The organism is Pseudomonas sp. SJZ077, from assembly GCF_007993905.1.
Taxonomy (GTDB): domain Bacteria; phylum Pseudomonadota; class Gammaproteobacteria; order Pseudomonadales; family Pseudomonadaceae; genus Aquipseudomonas; species Aquipseudomonas mandelii.
On sequence record NZ_VIUJ01000017.1, the window covers coordinates 16077 to 33038 of the forward strand.

General features: G+C 60.8%; 11 protein-coding genes. All 11 read right to left on the minus strand.

From position 1 onward, the window contains the following. Positions 1-98: 98 nt before the first annotated feature. The gene (locus tag FBY01_RS22875; protein ID WP_145309660.1) at positions 99-3032 is read right to left on the minus strand and encodes a TIGR00180 family glycosyltransferase; all 2934 of its coding nucleotides are present in this window, start codon (positions 3030-3032) and stop codon (positions 99-101) included. A gap of 51 nt (positions 3033-3083) precedes the next feature. Then, the gene (locus FBY01_RS22880) at positions 3084-3821 is read right to left on the minus strand and encodes a cephalosporin hydroxylase family protein (protein ID WP_010456998.1); all 738 of its coding nucleotides are present in this window, start codon (positions 3819-3821) and stop codon (positions 3084-3086) included. 17 nt (positions 3822-3838) lie between these two features. Continuing rightward, positions 3839-4909: a class I SAM-dependent methyltransferase gene (locus FBY01_RS22885; protein ID WP_145309662.1), complete on the minus strand. Its 1071-nt coding sequence runs from the start codon at positions 4907-4909 to the stop codon at positions 3839-3841. Further along, positions 4899-5756 (minus strand): NAD(P)-dependent oxidoreductase, encoded by an 858-nt coding sequence (locus FBY01_RS22890; protein WP_145309663.1) that lies wholly within the window; start codon positions 5754-5756, stop codon positions 4899-4901. The genes FBY01_RS22885 and FBY01_RS22890 overlap by 11 nt, the downstream gene beginning before the upstream one ends. Beyond that, on the minus strand, positions 5753-6979 hold the full coding sequence (locus FBY01_RS22895; protein ID WP_010457004.1) for a class I SAM-dependent methyltransferase: 1227 nt from the start codon (positions 6977-6979) through the stop codon (positions 5753-5755). Before FBY01_RS22895 ends, FBY01_RS22890 begins: the two co-directional genes overlap by 4 nt. Beyond that, entirely contained in the window at positions 6976-7536 is a 561-nt protein-coding gene (locus FBY01_RS22900; protein ID WP_010457005.1) for a dTDP-4-dehydrorhamnose 3,5-epimerase family protein, read from the minus strand. The genes FBY01_RS22895 and FBY01_RS22900 overlap by 4 nt, the downstream gene beginning before the upstream one ends. Further along, positions 7533-8615: a CDP-glucose 4,6-dehydratase gene (rfbG, locus tag FBY01_RS22905; protein WP_042932659.1), complete on the minus strand. Its 1083-nt coding sequence runs from the start codon at positions 8613-8615 to the stop codon at positions 7533-7535. The genes FBY01_RS22900 and rfbG overlap by 4 nt, the downstream gene beginning before the upstream one ends. Continuing rightward, positions 8597-9370, minus strand: a complete 774-nt coding sequence (gene rfbF, locus FBY01_RS22910; RefSeq protein ID WP_008072576.1) for a glucose-1-phosphate cytidylyltransferase — start codon at positions 9368-9370, stop codon at positions 8597-8599. Before rfbF ends, rfbG begins: the two co-directional genes overlap by 19 nt. A gap of 263 nt (positions 9371-9633) precedes the next feature. Further along, the gene (locus tag FBY01_RS22915; RefSeq protein WP_145309665.1) at positions 9634-13206 is read right to left on the minus strand and encodes a glycosyltransferase; all 3573 of its coding nucleotides are present in this window, start codon (positions 13204-13206) and stop codon (positions 9634-9636) included. Between the two features lie 95 nt (positions 13207-13301). Then, positions 13302-14867, minus strand: a complete 1566-nt coding sequence (locus tag FBY01_RS22920) for a flagellar hook-associated protein 3 (protein ID WP_010457009.1) — start codon at positions 14865-14867, stop codon at positions 13302-13304. 13 nt (positions 14868-14880) lie between these two features. Beyond that, positions 14881-16941 (minus strand): flagellar hook-associated protein FlgK, encoded by a 2061-nt coding sequence (gene flgK / locus FBY01_RS22925; RefSeq protein ID WP_145309667.1) that lies wholly within the window; start codon positions 16939-16941, stop codon positions 14881-14883. Between the last annotated feature and the right edge of the window lie 21 nt (positions 16942-16962).

A 16962-nucleotide genomic window follows, 5' to 3' on the forward strand; every position in this document is an offset into this window, starting at 1 on the left:
TGACTCAACACAATGCCCAACCAGCAGGCGGCCACAAGCGTCCTTGAACTTCATTTTGCCGTTGCACATGTGCTGAGTCCTTTTGCTGATCAGGTAGCTTATGCGAGCAACTGCGCCCAATTCACACTGGAAGCGTCGCCGAGGGTAAAGCCCTTGCCGGTCAAGGCCAGGTTCTGGTTGTAGGCTGAATCCTGTTCGAAGCGCGATTGCCACTTGTCGCGCAGAGCGGCGCGAGCCTGGGTTGCCTCAGGCAGCACGCCCGGATGCAACAGTTGCGCTTGTGGTGTCCAGACAGTCAGGTAACCGGCATCGGCGACTTTCAGGCACAGGTCGATATCGCCAAACGCTTCGTCGAAATGCTCCTCGTCGAGACCACCTACCGCTTCGAACACGTCCTTGCGAATCATCAGACAGGCACCGGACACTGCCGAGTAGTTCTGCTCGACCTGATGGCCGTTCATGTAGCCCTTGGCGTCCTTACGTTCATCGACAAAGACCGAGCCGATATCGCCATTCAAACCCAGGACCAGACCGGCCTGAGTGGTGACGCCACGAATGTCCATCAGTTTGGCGCCAACGATGCCGACTTCCGGACGCTGGGCCTGGTTGAGCATGGCGTCGAGCCAATTGGCATTGACCACTTCGGATTCTGCCGACAGCAATACCAGGTAGTTCCCCTTGGCCTCACCACAGGCAAAATTGTTCAGCGCCGAGGCGCTCAGGCGCTGACCGCTGCGCAGTACACGAAGGCGATCGCCCTTGCCTTCCAGGCTGCTCAGCCAGGTTGCGAGTTCTTCGGATTGGCTGTGGTTGTCAGCAATCAGCACTTCGTGACGCTGATAACGGGTACGTTGCAGCACACTGACCAGCGCCCGTTGCAGCGACTCAAGGTTGTCCTGGCTCTGGAGGATGATCGACACCAGCGGCCGTTCAGCGTGTTGATAGTCGATCTGGTACGTCAGCGGCAGTGCCGAGCTGACCTGAGCGCGATAACCGCGCGCCGCCAGAGAGCGGGTCAGCACCTGACGTTCCTGAGCGCTGGATTCTTCTACCGGGGCATTGCAAATCAGCAAGGGTTCGGCCAGATGCGCCAGCCCTGCCAGGCCACCGTCCTCGATCAGGCGCAGCAACAGATCGAACTCCAGAGCCTGGGGGTACTCGGTCGAGAAACCTTTAGCCTGGGCCAACACATCACGCTGGATCAACCAGTGCCGCGCCATCAACGACGGCACGGTTTGCAGCAGGTCGAGGTTGACCCCGGGACGGAATACATCCGCCAGAGCGCCGTTGGCCTGACGCTGAAGCTCATCCATCGCCACCGCACGCACACCCTCGGCACCGGCCAGCTCAAGGCTGGCGCGCAGCAAACCGCTGGCAGTGAACTGATCTCCGGCCTCGGCCAGCAACAGCCAATCGGCGGTGGACTGGGCGACGATCTGGTTGATGCGCTCCACATAATTGGTTGTGCTGACTTTGACGAAGTGCACGGTGTCGCGCACGGTCGTGGTCGCCGGTAAATCACCGGTGGTGAACACCACCAGGTTGAACGCCCTGCAGTGACCAGCGACCAAGCTATCGAAGGTCGCCTGCAACTTGACCATGTCGGCGTCCAGATCCAGCAACAGAATGCCGAACTGAGGACCGCCATTGTGCCTGGCCAACTGTGCGGCGATTGCCTTGAGCTGCGCGGCATCCGGGTTACGCGCTTCGAGCCAGTTCAGCAACCGGCCGGACGGCATGTTCTCGAACAATCGGCGGTCTTGCTGACCCGGTAAAGCGTTCAGTCGCTCGGCCCAGGCTTGCAGCTTGAGGCCTTCTTCCGGCTCTTCGCTGTCCTTCAACGACTCCGCCAGGCGCTTGACCACCGCCCGGTTGAACACGTTCAGGCTCAAGGCCTCCCACAACCGGCTACGCACAGTGCGGTCAGTGTCATTGGGGTGAATTTGCATCAACTCATGCTGCTTGAGCAGGATGCCTTCCAGTTCCTGAAGTTGCAGGCGTCCGGCAGGCATGGCATGCAGCAGGAATTCGAACTCGGTCAGCAGGTCGAACACCGGTTTGTTGTAGAACGGCATTTCGACGAATTGCTCGGGGCCGAACGAACGAATCGGCTCCTCCCCCGCCTCGCGCCAGGCCGAGCGAATAATCATGGTGCCTTTGAGCGAGCGACCTTCGATCAGGCAATCGGCCATGGCGGTAAAACTGTCCAGGGCGATCTGCTTGGCCTGGACCGCCCCCTTGGCGCTGAGTGGCGTCGGGATCGAGGCCAGGAATTCGGCAAACTGCTCGCGCTCGGCAACGCTTTTGGCGTCTTTGAAGGTCAGCACCGTCAACACGTTGGTGTTGTGGTCCGAGGCGCCATAGTTCATTTCCCGCACGGCGAACGGAATCGGCAGGATCCGTGCCTTCGCACAGGCCAGCAGGTAGAAGGTGTGGCCGATCTCCTGCCATTCGAAACCGGTGCCCGGTGGCAGCAGGCTGTACCACTGTTGCAGCAGATCGGTACGGGTGACCGCATAGAACGGTGGCAGGAAATTATCCATGAACCGCACGACACGGTCTTCAGCCTGCTCCGAGTTGTAGTCCTCATGAACCTTGCGGTCGCGGCGGAAGTAGTTCACTTCAGTGGCGCGGGTCAGGTACATGATCCCGTAGCCATGGCACACGCCGTAGTCCGGATTGGCTTCGAGAAACTCCACCGACTCGGTCAGTGCGCGGTGCAGCAGGAAGTCGTCATCGGCGGCAAACACCATGTAAGGCGTGGTGACCTGATTGACGCCGTAGGTGAGTTTTTCCTGCAGCCCCTTGTAGGTGTATTGCGGCAAGTGGCGATAGTCGACCGACGGGAAGTCCCGGGCCATGTTCTCGTCACCCTCAGCAGAGGAGTCCAGAACCAGAACCGTGCAGGGATAGCTGCTGTAGTACTGCAAAGTGCGCCGCAGGAACGCGTTCCGGTTGTGAGAAATCACCACCACCGTAAACCGCTCGTTCAGCGGTGCAACGTCGTTTTGAGCACTGTTTTGAACCTGCATCTTCCTATCCCCACAACCGGCCAATCGCCAAGAACCTGAAACCACTTTTGATTAACGAACGCGACGCAGATAGCCGTCTGGCGCCACGGTGATCAGCAGTTTGTTTTGCATCTGCTGGTCGATCTCGAAGTCCTTGTTTTCTTCCAGGTACTTCCACACAGCGGTTTTCGGGTTATCGCCCGGGCCCCAAGGACGATCCGGGAAAAAGTCCGCCGGCATGTCTTCAACCACGGTGTCCATCACCACGCAGTAGCTGTCCACCGAGACCAACGGCGCGTAAAGACGCAGCTCTTCGAGCACGTGATCGTGAGTGTGGTTAGAGTCCAGCACCAGAATGACTTTCTTGCCTTCGGCCGCGGCGCGCACTTGCGCAGCGATCGCAGGATCAATGCTCGAACCTTCGATCATCTTGATGCGCTTGCTCATCGGGTGGCTTTCGATGGCTTCGCGGTTGTGCGGACGGATGTCGAGGTCAATACCCAGCACTTCGCCGTGGCCTTGCAGCTCAAGCAACGATGCGTAGTAGATGATCGAACCGCCGTGGGCGATGCCGCACTCGATGACCAGATCCGGTTTGACCTGCCAGATGATCTCTTGCATGGCCATCATGTCTTGCGGCAGCTGGATGATCGGACGGCCCATCCACGAGAAGTGGTAGCTGTATTTGTGCTTGGCCGATTCGTTGAAGAAGTCCCGGGCCAGGCCGGTGAGTTTCTGGTCATCACCTTGCTGGGCGATCTGTTCCCGGCATTCGGCTTCGAAGGCTTTATTGATGCTGTTGTCGGTCATTTCAAAATTCTCAATGGTCACTGGAACGAAGCGCTGTCGACGGCGTGATAGACGTAGCGTCCATCGGTCATCCGCTTGATTTCTTCGAGGTAGTTGGAGTTCATCACAAACAGGTTGGCGCCTTCGGGTAACGCATCCATGGCTTCTTGTGGCGAGGACACCCGCACGCCACTCAGGGGCAGATACCGACCCTGTTTGGCCGGGTTGATATCCACCACACGATCCACCGCCACGCCGGCCCGTTGCAGGAACAGCGAATAGATCACGCCTTTGGACGACGCGCCCCAGATCGCCGAACCCTGCTCGGGCGCGGCCTGAATGATCTGCACGGCTCGGTCGAGGCTGGTGGTGAAATCTTCGGGCAGCGTCAGGCGCGACACCGGTTGATCCGGGGTCAGGCGCAACGTCGCCAGGTCGGCGACGATGTACAGGTATTGGCCACCGAACAGGTGACCGGCCTCGTGTACCGTGCCGAACATCCGGCGCAGGTCGTCGAGGCGGAAATAATTGACGTGCTCGTAGAACAGGTCGAACCAGGCACGGTGCTCGAGGATCCAGTCGAAGCACGGCACTTCGATGTAGATCTGCCCGCCCTGATTGGCGTCGGCCATTTCGGCGAGGAAACTCACCGGGTCCCGAATGTGTTCCAGCACATGGCGCAGCACAATGGCGTCCGCCGCCAGTCCCAGGCCGCGGGTGAACGGCGCCTTGATCACGTCAGCGTTGTTGCCTTCGTAGGCCGGGTCAATGCCGGTGATGGCGTAGCCCAGGCTTTTCAGCAACTCGAGAAAGTAGCCTTTGCCGCAGCCGACTTCGATCAGTTCCTGACCCTTGAAGTGACGGGCAATGATGCCTTCGACATCGCTCAAGTGCTTCTGGAACTGGCCCGAGTGCGCCTGTTCGTTCTGGTAGTCAGCGTCGTAGCTGAGCTTGTCGGCATCGAAGGCCTGGTTGAAGATCAACCCGCTCTTTTCGTCCTGCACCAAGACCATGTCGGCGCACGCCGACGCTTTCGCCGACGCAGGGTCGGCAAAGGTGCGGTTCTGCAACACCGGCAGGTCGGCGACCCGATACAACTCATGCCTCATGCTCTGCTCCCAGTAGCTGTTGCAAACGGTCCGCCACGCCCCAGAACGCCATCGGTTCGTGGGTCGGGTATGGGTAGTGACCGAGGTTCAGGCGGATCGCCGCGCCACGCTCGCGCAGGCGCTGCTCGACCAGCGCCCGAACCGAAACCGGTTGGCCGCTGGAACAATTGATCACTCCGTCGAATTCACGCTGTTGCACGATGGCGGCGAGGTAGCCGGCGGCCGTGTCGATGGCCAGGTAATCGCGCAACTGCTCGCCGGCCGACATGTTGAAACTGGCATCGCCGGCATCGATGGCCCGGTCCAGCGCCGCCAGCAAACTGTTCGGGTTTTGCCCCTCGCCGTGCAGGTAAAACAGCCGCGCCCATTGCAGGGTGAACGGTTGAACCCGCTGCAGATTTTCGAGGAACAGCCGCAAGGTGTTCTTGGCCAGGCCGTAAGGATTACTCGGCAGAGGCGCGGTCTGCTCGCTGAGCGGTCCGCTCTGCAGGCCGTATTCAAAACAGGTGCCGGTGACCAGCACTTGCGAGACGCCCGCCTCCACCGCGCCCTTGATGAACCGATAGTCGGCCATCAGGTTGTGCTCGAAGTGAAACAGCGCCTGATAGTTCGGCAACCCTGGCCAGGCCAGGTGCGCCAAGGCATCGATGCCATCGGTCAGCGCGGCAATGTCGAGGTCGGCGGCGTGAATATCCGCCGCAACGAATTCCACGGCCTTGATCCACGGCAAGTTCGCGGCGGTCTCGGCGTTACGCGCCACGGCGCGGACTTCGCAGCCACGGGCGAGCAAGGCCTCGACCAGATGCCTGCCGACGAACCCGGCCGCCCCGGTGACCAGGACTTTCACAGGACGGTCAACTCAGGCACGGCGATGACAAAGCGGCCGTCCCACTCGCGCACCTGGGCCAGTTGCTGACTGACTTCGTGCAGCAAGTTCCACGGCAGCACAAGGACGTAATCCGGCTTTTCCAGATCGATCTGCGCGGGCGAAACAATCGGGATGCGGCTGCCCGGCAGGTACTTGCCCTGTTTGTGAGGATTGGCGTCGGCCACCCAGGCCAGCAGGTCCGGCTTGACCCCGGCGTAGTTGAGCAAGGTGTTGCCCTTGGCCGCCGCGCCGTAACCGACCACGCGCTTGCCATCGGCCTTGGCCTGCAACAGGAAACGCAGCAGTTCGTGCTTGATGCGTTCGGCAGCGGGCGCGAGGGTCGCGTAGTACTCGGGCGTTTTCACCCCGGCGGCGAGTTCGGCTTGCAGCTGCTGAGCCACCGCTGGCTGCACCTCGCGGCGCACACCATCGGCGCGCTGGACAAAGACCCGCAGCGATCCGCCATGGGTCGACAGCTGGCTGACGTCGAACATTTCCAGACCGTTGCGCGCGCACAGGGTCTGGACAGCGGTCAGCGACAGATAGGAATAGTGCTCATGGTACAGCGTATCGAACTGCTGCCCGGCCATCAGGGTCAGCAACTGCGGAAACTCGAACGTCGCCACGCCGGTCGGCTTGAGCAATGTCGCGAAACCGCCGAGGAAATCATTGATGTCCGGTACGTGGGCCAGCACGTTATTGGCCGCCATCAGGTCGGCGGACCAACCGTCGGCGATCAGTTGCGATGCCGTGTCGCGGCCGAAGAACAGCTCGCGGATCTCCAGGCCTTTTTCCCGCGCCGCTTGTGCGGTGCTGCGGGTCGGCTCGACGCCCAGGCATGGGATGCCGCGCCCGGCCACGTACTGCAACAGGTAACCGTCGTTGGCCGCAATTTCCACCACGCGGCTGTCGGCGGTCAGACCGAAACGCTCGACCATTTCGGCGACGTATTTGTCGGCATGGGCCAGCCAGGTGCTGGAGAACGAACTGAAATACGCATACTCGGCGTCGAACAGGCTGTCGGCGCTGGTGTAATCCTCGGTCTGCACCAGCCAGCATTGCTGACACACCGCCACTTTCAGCGGTACCCATTGCTCGGCTTGTTCCAGCTGATCGGCGCTCACATACGCGTTGGACGGCGGCGAGGTGCCGAGATCGATCAGCGGCAAGGCCAGAGAAGTCCCGCAACCACGGCAGTTCATACACGTACTCCAGCGAAGTGTTCATCAAGCAAAGGATGGCTGGAATCCCGTGCCGACAGATTATTGACAGGCAACGGCCAGGCAATCGCCAGCCGTGGATCGTTCACGCTCAAACCACCCTCGTGCACCGGCGTGTAATCCGCGCTGTGCAGGTAGAGCAATTCAGCGTCGTCGGTCAGGGTCTGGAAGCCATGGGCGAACCCGGCAGGGATCAACAGGCTGCGACCGTCGCCGGCCCGCAGGTGTTCGGCGTGCCAGTGCAGAAAGGTGTCGGAGTCGGGGCGAAGATCCACCGCGACGTCCCAGACTTCACCGCGCAGGCAAGTGATCATTTTCGCTTCCGGCGCGCTGGCGTTCTGGTAATGCAGACCGCGCACACTGCCGCGTTCGCGGGTGCAGGAATGGTTGATCTGGCGGATATGAAACGGCTCACCGAATGCACTCAGGCTGCCTTCACAAAACAACCGCGCAAAGTGCCCGCGCTCATCTTCGAAGCGTTTGTGCTGCACGCTGAACAGTCCGGCGAGCGGCAATGGCTGCAACAGAAACTCGCTCACAGCGCGCCTCGGTACAGATTCAACTGGCTCAGCGTGATGGCGCGCATGTCGTCACCGTTCTGCCACGCCAAATGCCAGTCGAGGGTCTGGGTCAGGCACTGCTGCAACGACCAGCGTGGCTGCCACGCCAAGAGTTGACGGGCGCGGCTGCTGTCCAGGCGCAGCAGACCGGCCTCATGCAAATCACTTGGTTCGATGCGCAGGCCACGGGCTTGCGGCCAGCGGCTGGCAAGCAATTCGACAACTTCGCCGACGCTGCACATATCCGCTTCGCTCGGGCCGAAGTTCCAGGCACCGGCAAATGCCGGCCCCTTTTCGTAGAGCCCGGCGGCCAGTTGCAGGTAACCGGCCAACGGCTCCAGCGCGTGCTGCCACGGGCGTACGGCTTGTGGGTAACGCAGGGTCACCGGTTCGTCGGCGGACCAGGCTTTAAGCACATCGGGGATCAAACGCTCTGGTGCAAAATCACCACCGCCCAGCACATTGCCGGCACGCGCCGTGGCCAGGGCCAGACCGTGTTCGGCATGTTTGTCGGCCGGGAAGAACGACGCCGCGTAAGACTGCGCCAGCAACTCGCAGCAGGCTTTGCTGCTGCTGTAGGGATCGTGTCCGCCGAGTGCTTCGTTTTCGCGGTACGGCCACAGCCATTCCTGATTGGCGTAGACCTTGTCGGTCGTCACCAGCACACAGGCGCGCACGCCGCCGACCTGGCGGATCGCTTCGAGCAAATTGAGGGTGCCCATGACGTTGCTGGAGTACGTCCCCAGCGGGTCGCGATAACCCTCGCGCACCAGCGGCTGGGCTGCCAGATGCAGGACGATTTCCGGTTGGGTTTCGGCGATCAGCTCCAGCAGCGCGCCGAGGTCACGCAGGTCGCCGCGCTGATCGTTGATGCCTTCGTGCACCCGCGCCAGCTCGAACAGGCTCGGCTCGGTCGACGGGTCCAGCGAAAAACCGCTGACCTCGGCCCCCAGGCTTTGCAGCCACAACGTCAGCCAACTGCCTTTGAAACCGGTGTGGCCGGTCAGCAGGACCCGCTTGCCGCGCCAGAACTCCGGACTCAGTCCCATTGTTTCCATGGGGCCTCCCCGCTCTGCCACAACGCTTCGAGGTGGTTCTTGTCACGCAGGGTGTCCATCGGATGCCAGAAGCCTTCGTGCTCGAAGGCCTTCAACTGTTCATCCTGGGCCAGACGGGCCAAGGGCTCGGCTTCCCAGGTGGTCTCGTCACCGCCGATGTACGACAGCACTTTCGGTGAAAGCACAAAGAAGCCGCCATTGATCCAGCCACCGTCGCCACGGGGCTTCTCGGTGAAACCGAGCACCTGATCGCCGTGACGCTCCAGGGCACCGTAACGGCCCGGCGGTTGTACGGCAGTGACGGTCGCCAGGCGACCGTGGGCGCTGTGGTAGTCCACCAGTTGACGGATATTGATATCGGAGACGCCGTCGCCGTAGGTAAAGCAGAAGGCTTCTTCATCCTTGAGGTAACGGCCGGCGCGCAGCAAGCGGCCACCGGTCATGGTTTCTTCACCGGTGTCGATGAGGGTGACGCTCCACGGCTCGCTGTAGTTCTGGTGCACGTCCATGCGGTTGTTGCGCATGTCGAAAGTGACGTCGGAAGTGTGCAAGAAGTAGTTGGCGAAGAAGTCCTTGATCGCATAGCCCTTGTAGCCAAGGCAGATCACGAAGTCATGAATTCCGTGGGCGGAGTACTGTTTCATGATGTGCCAAAGAATTGGCTTGCCGCCGATCTCGATCATCGGCTTTGGCTTGAGGTGCGACTCTTCGCTGATCCGCGTACCGAGACCACCTGCCAGAATTACTGCCTTCATCGCTGTCCTCTTGCTCTTCGCGCGGCCTGGGCACCCTCGCGAGGGTGGGCGGACCGTCAGATGCACATCATTTACCCGCAGCCATTGAGCCGTTCACACCCATTGGGGTGAAGGTTTTATGGCGATATACGGGGGACTTGCAGGAAGTGAGCCAATTGCGCAGGACAAAAAAAATCGCAGCCTTGGGCCGCTACAGGTGTCAATACATCCCTGTAGCGGCCCAAGGCTGCGATCTTTTGATCGTTTAGAGGGTAATCACGGAATCAGTCAGGCAACCAACCCCACAACCAGTGATTGAGGTTGTCGCCCCGCAGCATGAAATCGCGGTGAACCGCTTCACGCAATTCATCGCCCATACGGTAGCTGGCGTCCGGGTCGGCCAGGTGCATGCGGATCGCCTGCAGCCATTCGTCCGTGCTGTTGCTATAGACCCTGGTACACGGCAGATGGCCGCGATAGGCCTCGGTGTCGGTGCAGATCACCGGGTATCCACAGGCGCCGTACTCCAGCAAGCGCAGGTTGCTTTTGCAGTCGTTGAAGATATGGAATTCCAGCGGTGCCAGCGCCAGGTCGAGGTTCAGGCTGGCCAGTTTGAACGGGTAGCTCTGCAAGCCGATGGTGGAGTGAAACTCGTGGACATACGGACGCAAGGCATCAGGGCACATGCCGAAGAACACCCACTCGACTTGGTCCGCCAGTTCGCGCACAACCTCGGCAATGATCTCCAGGTCACCGGTGTGGCTGGTGCCGCCGCCCCAACCGACTCGCGGCTTGCTGGAGGTGCGCCGATGGCTGGTCAGCGTCGCCCATGGTGCCGGCGATAGCATATTCGGCACTACGCGGATTTCGCTGTGCATGCTCGACAAGGCATCGGCCAGCGGCTGAGTGGTGACCACTACGCGATCGCACAGGCCAATGCCTTCGCGCAACAGCTGCTCGGTATTGACCGGTTTGTTGCGGGCGTGGGTGTTTTTCTTCGGCGCACTGACGATGTAGTCGTCGAGTTCGAAAATTCGTAGCGCACTGGAGTACTTTTTCATCCGCAGAATGTCACCCGCAGCGCCTTCGCTGTAACGCCCTTGCAGAATGATCGTGTCTGGTGACAGACGCTCGATCTCCACGGTCGACGGCGACTCATAGGCCACCCGCGCGATCACCCGACCGGCTGCTTCGAGCTCAGCCAGTGGCGCGGTTACCCGGTAATGGCCAACGGCGGTGCTGTTAACCGGCAGACCGAGAATCAACGGCAAGGCACGGGTGCAGAACGGGTTCCAGTTATTGCGCAGTGACGGCTCCAGACTGAAGCTGGAAATCCCAAGGCTCAGCGCCGGGCTGTAGGCCGGATCCTTGGCGATCTTCGGCAGCCATTTGCGATAGAAATCCTCCTGTTCACGCTCGCGCAGTGCCAGTGTCGAAAGCCCTGCCGGCGACACATCTTGCTGCACCCACACCACGCTGGCGTAAGGCGTCCAGACCACCAGATAACCATCGTTGCCTGCCCGCAAACACAAGTCGACGTCGCTGAGGCCCTGGGTGAAGGTCACCTCATCGAACTGCTCGAGTTCATCAAACACTTGCTTGCGCACCATCAGGCAGAGATTGCTCACCGCACTCCAATTCTGGGTTACGTGTAATCGCTGCATGTAGCCACGAGAACCGGCCGCTTCGCCATAAAATGGCGAACCGACCGGCCCGGCCAGGCCAAGAATCAACCCGGCACTGACGATCGAACCCTCGGGGCTGAGGATACGAGCACCGACCACACCCACTTCGGGGCGCTGGGCGTGATTGAGCATTTCATCCAGCCAGTCGCTGTCGCAGATCACTGTCTGCGCGCTGAGCAGCAGCAAATATTCGCCATGCGCCAGGCTCGCGGCAAAGTTACGGATCGCCGCGTCGTTGGCATCACCGGCGTAACGCAATACTCGCAGCATTGCGGCGCCCAGCTGCGCCATCGCCTCCAGCCAGTCGAGCATCGCCGGGTCGTCCGTGCCGCTGTCGACGATCAGGATTTCGTATTGGCCGTAAGCCGTGCGCTCGATCAGGCCTTCGATGCACCGCTGCAACGCGTACAGCGAATCGCCGGCCTGGATGATGATCGACACCAAAGGGCGCGCCCCATGGAGGTAGTCGATGCGGTTGATCAACGGCAACTCTTCCTGCCGGATCGAGTGCGCCACACCAATACGATCCAGGTGTGCGCTGACCATCCCGGCATTGTTCTCGATCACCTCCGGCAACGACAGCCAGGCGGCGAAAGACTGACTCGACTCAATCTGGATTTCGGCGATGTGCTCAATGGTTTGCGGCCCGGCCTCTTCCACCAGACGCCATAACAAATCGTGCGGTGCCAGCTCACCGTGAGCCGAATCGAAGCCGCCCAGGGTCATGAAGCGCTGCCGCTCGAAGGCCAGGGTTCGGCCGACGTAGGGATAAGCACGCATCAGATCGAGATTGAAATCGGGTTTGAACACCGGGTCGATCGACTCGCCATCGACCAGCGCGCCCTCATCGCTGTAGGCACAGAGAATGCCCGCCGAACCCGCAATGCGTTCAGCCAGGATCAGCAGGGCCGACTCGCGCAAAGTGTCGCCAGCATGCAGCAGATAAAACCAGTGAGCGCCTTCCAGCTGCGGCACCACCGCATTGAGTTGTTGCGCCCAATCCGCCTGGAACGGCAACTGCACCACACGATCGTCGGTCGCACACAAGGCATCAGAAAGCACCACCACCGCCTGCGGCGTGTAAAGCTGTCGGCTGATGCTTTGCAACGTAGTGTTCAACGCTGCACTGTCAGCGCCGCTGTCGATCACAATCGGCACGATCTGCGGACGGAACGCCCAGCTGTCGAGGCGTTGCGGCATGAGCTGCTGCTCGACATCGGAGAACCTGCGGATCGCCAGCCATTCGCGATAGAAATCGGCGTAGCTTTCGCTCTCCCCGCCCACCCGACCATTCACCACTGTGTTGCGGTTGCCCAAAATGCGCACCACGCACAATTCTTCCCAGGCGTGGGGCTGGTCGGTGATTTTAGTCAGCTCGATATAGCGCACCCAACCCGATGCCGGTGCCGATTCACCGCTGCGTGCCGCGAGCATCTGCGAAAGCCAGCTCCACTCCACCGCTGCGGCCTTGACCATTTCCGGGGTTTTGCTCAGACGTTCCGGGTACAAACGTTCGGTACTCAGCACAGTGCTCAGCGACACCAGATTGCCGCGACGCATCAAGCACACGAACAAGGCGAAATCGAGCATGGCGACGAAACCGGCGCCTTCCTGAATCAGCGCCGGCAACAGCTCCAGTACATCGACGCGACGCATCAGGGTCGAACTGAAGTTGCCGAGGAAATTCTTCGGCGTACCTTCGAAGATCGCCAGCATGTCATCGCCCTTGAGCAAGGCGTCGTTCGGTGAGAACCGGCAATTGTCGACCCGTGGCGGCAGGATGAAATTGCCGGCGTCGCTGAGCATCCGCAGGGCAAAGACCACATTCACGTCCGCGTGGTCGATCAACACCTGCGCCTGCAAGGCTACGCTGGGTGAAAACAGACGGTCGTCATCGCACAGCACTTTGATGAATTCGCCACGGGCTTCTTCGACGCAACGCAATACGTTCTTCTGCAAGCCCAGACGTTGCGGATTACGCAAGTAGCGAACCGGGTGAGCCGGCTCGATGAAGGCCTCAACAATGTCGCGGATATCGTCGCCGGACGAATCGTCACAAATGACGATCTCGATGTGCTCGTAGGTCTGGGCGAGCGCACTTTCCAATGCCTGACTGAAGAAGCGCGGGTTGAAGGCTGGGATGACGATACTGACGAGGGGGCGTTGATTCACGGCAGGAAACTCTCGAGCGGCGGGCCTCTACCCTTTCAGGCAGAGGCCCCGGAACCGCTTACAAAAAGACGGTTGGCAGCTCGGCAGGCGCTGGCTCAGACCTTGTTGAACAGGCCCAACTGAGCGATCTTGCTGAAGGCCAGTTGCGAGGCCTGCAACATGGTTTGTTGCAAGGTCAGACGGGTCATCACTTCAGCCGGATCGGAATCGCGGATTGACGATTGGGTCTGGGCATTGGCCAGCGTCAGGCTCTGGTTGGTATCGTTCTGGGTCTCCAGAGCAGCACCGCGACCACCCACCGAACTCAAGGCGCTGGACAGCTGATCGGTGCCGCTGGCCAGGTTGGCAATACCGGAAGCCAGTGACGCTTGCAGCTTTTGAGTAGCGATCGGGTCACCATTGGTTGGTGTATTCAGAGCGGTTTTCAGTTGGCTCACGGTGTCCAGGATGTTCTGGGTTTCGTGAGTGTTGACCGCGATGCTGAACTGATCGTTGGCAGCCGGCGCACCGCTCAACGTGAAACTCACACCCGATGCAGTGGCGACGCTGCCGGCCATGGTTCCGCTAGACACAGGCTTACTGCTGGCCGTCAAAGGCGCCGCATACAGGTCGAAGGCGGTGGCGCTGGTGAACTTGAGGATCGCCGAACCGGTAGGGAAACTGGCGTGGTAATCCACCGGGTTGGTGATGCTGCTGGTGGTGACCTGCGCCGCCGAAGCGTTGCCCGGGCTGCCGGTTGCACTGAAGGTGTCCGGCTTGGCCGCCAGGGTAAACGTGTGGCCAGGCAGCACGGTCGCCGCCGTATCGCCGGCACTCAGGTTGATGTTCAGGGTCAGCTCGACGCCACGGAAAGTGACGGCCTGGCCGTTCTTGCTGGCAGGGTCGAACGCACCGCCCTGACTGGCTTCGGCAGTCACGTCATTACCGCCCGAGTCGGTGATTTTCAGCTGGGTGCCGCTGACGAAGTCCACGGTATACGGCTCGCCGCTGCGGAATTTGGCGTTGTAGGTGACGTTCGACGACACCTGGCCGTTGGACAGGGTCACGCGGCCGTCATCCACGACCGGCGCGGTCCGGGTGACCTCGCTACGGCTGGTGTTGATCGCCTGCTGGAACGCTTCCCAACCGGTGCTGTTGGTGGCCATCGACATGGTGTCGCCGATCGCCAGGTCAAGCGTCACCTGGTCGCCGTTGTAGCTGTAGGTGCCATCGTTGTTACGCGTGAACGGAATTGTATCGCCCTTGGAACCGGCGAAGATGTATTTGCCGTTCTCGTCCTTGCTATTCATCAGGCTCAGCAACTGCTCTTCGATCTGCCCCAACTCCGATGCGTTGGCCTGGCGATCGGCATCGGTGTAACCGGCGTTGCCGGCGCCCACAGCCAATTCCTTGGCGCGCTGCAGCACGCTATTGATGCTGGTCATCACCGCTTCGGTCGTGCCCAGGGTCGCCTTGATGGTCGTGGTATTGGCCTTGTACTGATCAAGCATCGACGCCTGTTGACCCAACTGCAGCAGACGCGAGGCGCCAACCGGATCATCGGCGGCGGTGTTGACGCGAACCAGGCTGCTGGCCTCTTCGCTGCTTTTGACTACGTTGGCGAAATTTTTCTGGTAGTTCGCGGCAGAGGACTCGTAAAACTGGGCGGTAGAAATGCGCATGGGCTACGACTCCTTAAAGACTGTTGATCAGTGTGCTGAAGATTTCCTGCGCAGCCTTGATGATCTGCGAAGACGCGGTGTAGTACTGCTGATATTTGACCAGGTTGCCGGTTTCCTCATCGAGGTCGACACCCGACAGCGAATCGCGAGCGCCCTTGGCGTTGGCCAGGATAGCGGTGGTCGCGGCACTGTCGAGCTTGCCTTGCGCGGCCTTGGCGCCGACGCCTTCGACCAGTTTGCCGTAGGCGTCGGTCAGGGAAATGCCTTTACTGGCCGAACCGGTATCCACGGTCTGCTTGGTCTGCAAGCCGGCCAGTGCGGTACCGTTACGGTTGTCCAGCGTACCCGGTTGACTGAGCGTGACGTTAATTGCACTGCCTTGACCTGGCGAACCGGCCACGGTCATATCAAAGGTCGCCGTACGCTGCACGGCGGGTGGCCCCGGATCCATGATCGCGGCGCCGCTGGCGTCGACCAGTGGAATGCTCAGGCTGAGCGTATTGTTCTGGCCCGGCACAATGGTGCCGCTGCTGAGTGCATTGCCTTTGGCATCGAGCAATTGGTAAGTCTGGGTGGTGCCACCGCCGGCACCGAAAACCACTTTGACCGGAGTCGAATTCTGCAGCCCGTTCTGAATGGCCAGAGTGGTCGCCGAGTCATAAATATCAAACTGCGTGGTCAGGGTCGGTTGACCACTGGCCGGGATCGTCAAGGTGCCGCTACCGCCCGGTGCGATGGACGCGCTCAACGGTGCCGCGATGGCCAGACGCTTGCTGTCGGTCATCTCGGTCTTGATGTTCGCCGCCGCGTTGCGGGTCGGCGTGATCTTGAAGGTGTCGCCCGCCGCGGCGGTGCCGCCGGAAAGCTTCAGCGAGAAACCGTCGATTACCGGCGGCGGCGTGGTCAGGGTGCTGAAAGCGCCCATGGACGTGCCATCTGGCAGACGCGACACGGTGTAGTTGGTGCCGCTGGTGAAGGTGACCTTGTAATCGTTGATGGTCAGCTTGCCGCTGTCTTCGATACTCACATCAAAGTTACCCGAGCCGGCACTGTTGCCGACCGTGGCAACGCTGCGCTGGGCCATCTGCGCGGCACTGTTGATGCTGTTGAACAGGTTCGAGCCGAACTCACCGTTCTTGTCGATGCCCTGGGCCTGGATCGTGTTCATCTGATCGGCAACGACCAGGGCCACGCGCCCCAGTTCGTTCATCGCCGGGTCCAGTACGGTGCTGCGATAGCGCAGCAAACCACCCATTTCACCACCGGTCATCACCGACGTGATGTCAACGGTGCTGCCGGCGCGATTGAGCTGAATGCCCATGCGCGAAGGGTCGTTCAGGCTTGACGCCACGGACAGGGTGCTGGCGGTGCCGCCAATGACCAGCGGCTGGCCGCTGCCCAGATAAACGTCGAGGTTACCGTCGCGCTCGATGACCTGCGCACCGGTGAAGGTGGAGAGCTGACGCACGGTTTCGTTACGCGCATCGAGCAGCTCGTTGGGCATGCCGCCGGCGTTGGATATCTCGGAAATCTTCTGGTTCAACTGAGCCACGGTGGCGGCCAGTTTGTTGACCTGGTCGGCCATGTTCGACAGGTTGCCGTTGATGCTCGCGTTCTGCGCGGCCAACTGGCTGGATACTGAGTTGAAACGATTGCTCAAGGCCTGGGCATCGCTGAGCAGCAGCTGGCGCGACGCGTCATCACCCGGCTTGGCGTTGACGTTCTGCACCGAGGCGAAGAACTTGGTCAGGGCGCCGTTGAGGCCGGTGCCGCTGTCCGAGAGCAAGGCGTCGAGCGGGCTGATCTGCCCGGCATACGCAGCCGCATCGCTGTTGAGCGAGGTGGTGGTCTGCAGTTGCGCATCGAGGTAGCTGTTGTAGACGCGACGCACATCGGCCAGGGTAGTACCGGTGCCGATGTAGACATTGCCGAACTGATTCGAGGCTTTGGTGCCCTGCACGGTTTGCTGGCGTGAATAACCGGCGGTGTCGGCGTTGGCAATGTTATTGCCGGTAGTCATCAACGAGGATTGGCCAGCGGCCAGACCCGACATCCCGATATTGAGCAAACTCATGGTTCAGACCTTATGCCTTGT

Bases quoted from the DNA above. Each gene is read 5' to 3' on its own strand.
- FBY01_RS22875 (WP_145309660.1), bottom strand. From the start codon at position 3,032: ATGCAGGTTCAAAACAGTGCTCAAAACGACGTTGCACCGCTGAACGAG.
- FBY01_RS22880 (WP_010456998.1), bottom strand. From the start codon at position 3,821: ATGACCGACAACAGCATCAATAAAGCCTTCGAAGCCGAATGCCGGGAA.
- FBY01_RS22885 (WP_145309662.1), bottom strand. From the start codon at position 4,909: ATGAGGCATGAGTTGTATCGGGTCGCCGACCTGCCGGTGTTGCAGAAC.
- FBY01_RS22895 (WP_010457004.1), bottom strand. From the start codon at position 6,979: ATGAACTGCCGTGGTTGCGGGACTTCTCTGGCCTTGCCGCTGATCGAT.
- rfbG (WP_042932659.1), bottom strand. From the start codon at position 8,615: ATGGAAACAATGGGACTGAGTCCGGAGTTCTGGCGCGGCAAGCGGGTC.
- rfbF (WP_008072576.1), bottom strand. From the start codon at position 9,370: ATGAAGGCAGTAATTCTGGCAGGTGGTCTCGGTACGCGGATCAGCGAA.
- FBY01_RS22920 (WP_010457009.1), bottom strand. From the start codon at position 14,867: ATGCGCATTTCTACCGCCCAGTTTTACGAGTCCTCTGCCGCGAACTAC.
- flgK (WP_145309667.1), bottom strand. From the start codon at position 16,941: ATGAGTTTGCTCAATATCGGGATGTCGGGTCTGGCCGCTGGCCAATCC.